This window comes from Calidithermus chliarophilus DSM 9957 (assembly GCF_000430045.1).
GTDB classification, from domain to species: domain Bacteria; phylum Deinococcota; class Deinococci; order Deinococcales; family Thermaceae; genus Calidithermus; species Calidithermus chliarophilus.
Genome location: NZ_KE387023.1, coordinates 1,584,479 through 1,586,643 on the forward strand (window position 1 = coordinate 1,584,479; position 2,165 = coordinate 1,586,643).

General features: G+C 69.2%; 4 protein-coding genes. 2 read left to right on the forward strand and 2 right to left on the reverse strand.

What is annotated here, in order from left to right:
• The first annotated feature begins 161 nt into the window (after positions 1-161).
• Complete coding sequence (locus MEICH_RS24185; protein WP_051304036.1) at positions 162-752, forward strand: M15 family metallopeptidase; 591 nt, start codon at positions 162-164, stop codon at positions 750-752.
• A gap of 1 nt (position 753) precedes the next feature.
• Here MEICH_RS24185 and MEICH_RS0107640 read toward each other — a convergent pair whose 3' ends face one another.
• A complete protein-coding gene (locus MEICH_RS0107640; RefSeq protein WP_157202663.1) occupies positions 754-1,185 on the reverse strand; it encodes a hypothetical protein in 432 nt (143 codons plus the stop codon).
• A complete protein-coding gene (locus MEICH_RS0107645) occupies positions 1,178-1,414 on the reverse strand; it encodes a helix-turn-helix domain-containing protein (RefSeq protein ID WP_027892114.1) in 237 nt (78 codons plus the stop codon). The genes MEICH_RS0107640 and MEICH_RS0107645 overlap by 8 nt, the downstream gene beginning before the upstream one ends.
• Positions 1,415-1,537: 123 nt before the next feature.
• Here MEICH_RS0107645 and MEICH_RS0107650 point away from each other — a divergent pair, with 123 nt between their 5' ends.
• Positions 1,538-2,059: a hypothetical protein gene (locus tag MEICH_RS0107650; protein WP_027892115.1), complete on the forward strand. Its 522-nt coding sequence runs from the start codon at positions 1,538-1,540 to the stop codon at positions 2,057-2,059.
• Positions 2,060-2,165 lie beyond the last annotated feature (106 nt).

A 2,165-nucleotide genomic window follows, 5' to 3' on the forward strand; every position in this document is an offset into this window, starting at 1 on the left:
GAGCGCCCTCCGGGCCCTCCTCCTCGCCCTGGCCGCCGGCCTGGCCCTGGCCGTCGTGGGCGCCCTGCTGGCGCTGCTGGCCCCGCTGCTGGCCCTGCTGTGGGCGCTGCGGCCCCAGGCCCTGCTGGCGGCCACCCCGCAACCCCCGAAGGAGGTACCGAATGAAGACCAAGCTCAAACTCCCGGTGTGGGCTCAGGTAGCCCTCCCCCTGGGCGTCCTGGCCCTGCTGAGCACGTCAACGGCTAGGAAGGCGCTCCAGCGCAAGCCCGCTGACCCCGCCGCCAAGCCTTCGGCGGTGTGCGGAAGGCCCGACTCCAGCCGCTCCGAGGCCGACCTGCACCCCGAGCTGGCCAAGCGCTGGAGGTTGGCCGCCGCCGAGTACAGGCGGCGCTTCCCGGACCTGCCCCAGCCCTTCCTCACCCAGACCTACCGCAGTTGTGCCGACCAGAACGCGGCCTACGCCCAAGGGCGCACCCGACCGGGCCCCGTCGTCACCAACGCCCGGGCCGGCGAGAGCCTGCACAACTACTACCCCGCGCTGGCCTTTGACGTGGCTTTCCAGGATGGGCAAGGGGGTTTTAGCTGCGCCGAGTGCTTCAACAAGTTCGCGGGCATTGCCAAGTTCTACGGCCTGGCCTGGGGCGGGGACTGGACCGGTCTGGTGGACCGCCCCCACTTCGAGCCGCCCAATTACTCCTGGCAGAAGGCCGCGCAGGGCATCCCCCCCACCTTCCCGCCGCTGCCGAAGTAGGCTAGTCGCCGCGCAGGATGACGTTGCTCACCCGGTAGATCAGGGTGGAGTTGCACCAGGCGTCGCGGTCGGTGGCGGTGATGCGTACCTCGAGCGTGTAGAAGCCCTCCTTCGAGAGGCGGTACAGGTCCACCGGCGCGTACAGGCGTTTGCTGGCCGCGTCGTAGCGGCTGGGGGTGAGCGTCAGGGTCTTGAAGTTCAGCTCGGAGTCGGTGTACTCCAGCCGGATTATGGGGGCGTCGGTGATCCGCTTGAGCTTGAAGAAGGCGCGGTCGTACTCGAGCACCAGGTTACCCCCCCGGTACTCGGCCTTCAGCGCGGGCCCGGTGAGGGCGTAGAGCCCCGAGCGGCAGTCCATGACGCCCCGCATGGGCACCTGGGCCAGGGCCAGCGCGGCCAACGCGAACCCGACGAGTGCAAGTACCCTATTCATAGCTGACCTCCAGCACTTCCTCCAGCCCCACCCTCCTGCCCGTGTATTCCGATAGCTGGCCCAGGATCGCCGCCAGGATGCCCAGATCGGGCCGCTTGGGCGGGTTGCGCACCCAGACATAGATGGTCTGGGTGCCTACTTTTTCCTTTAGGTCGGTCTGGAGGCGGTAGGCCGTAATGCCCTCGCGCTCGAGGAACTCCTTCAGCTTCCAGATTATCGTTACTTTCACACACTAACAATACTACAAGAGTATTGAGCTTGATATAGTGTTGTAAGTAGTGTAGTATCGAGACACCAGAGGGTGACGGCCTAGGAACCAAGCCCTCTGGGAACCCGAAAGGAGTGAGTCCACATGCAGCATACCTCAGCCGCCCCCGCCCTCGCCGCCCTGGCCCTGGCCTACCTGGCCCGCCTGGCCCAAAGCAGCCGGGAGTGCCGCAACCCCTGGGAGCTCCTGGAGTTCGCCCGCCCCTTCCCCGGCCGCCTGCTCGGCCTCGCCGACCGCCGCGGCCTCTACCTGCCCCTGGTGCTCTTCCCGGGGGGGGCCGGGCGGGTCGGGCGGCGCAACGTGGCCGACGGGGAGATGCTCCAGATTCTTGCAGCGCTGAGCTACCCCGTGCAAGCCTATGTCATGGCCCCAGCCCCTGAGGAAAACCCCGACCCGGCCCCCCAGGAGCCCGAGCCCTGCACCCCCGAGGCGCTCGAGCGGGCCTTCCTCGAGCGCGGCCACCCCCTGACGCTGGGCTTCGACGAGCACGGCGGGTTCTACGCCCGGGCCGGGGGCCTGCTCGAGTGGGACCCCCAGGGCTCGCAGTTCGCAGCCATCGTGCTGGCCGGGCGGCTGGGGGTCGAGCTGCCGGGGGGTGCGCGGTGAGCCCGGAACGGCAGCTCGAGGCCCGGCTTTCCGTCCTCCGGGGCCTGGTCGAGGACCTGGGGCGCCGCACGGAGCAGGCCCGCGCGGAGGGCGACCGGGGGGCCTT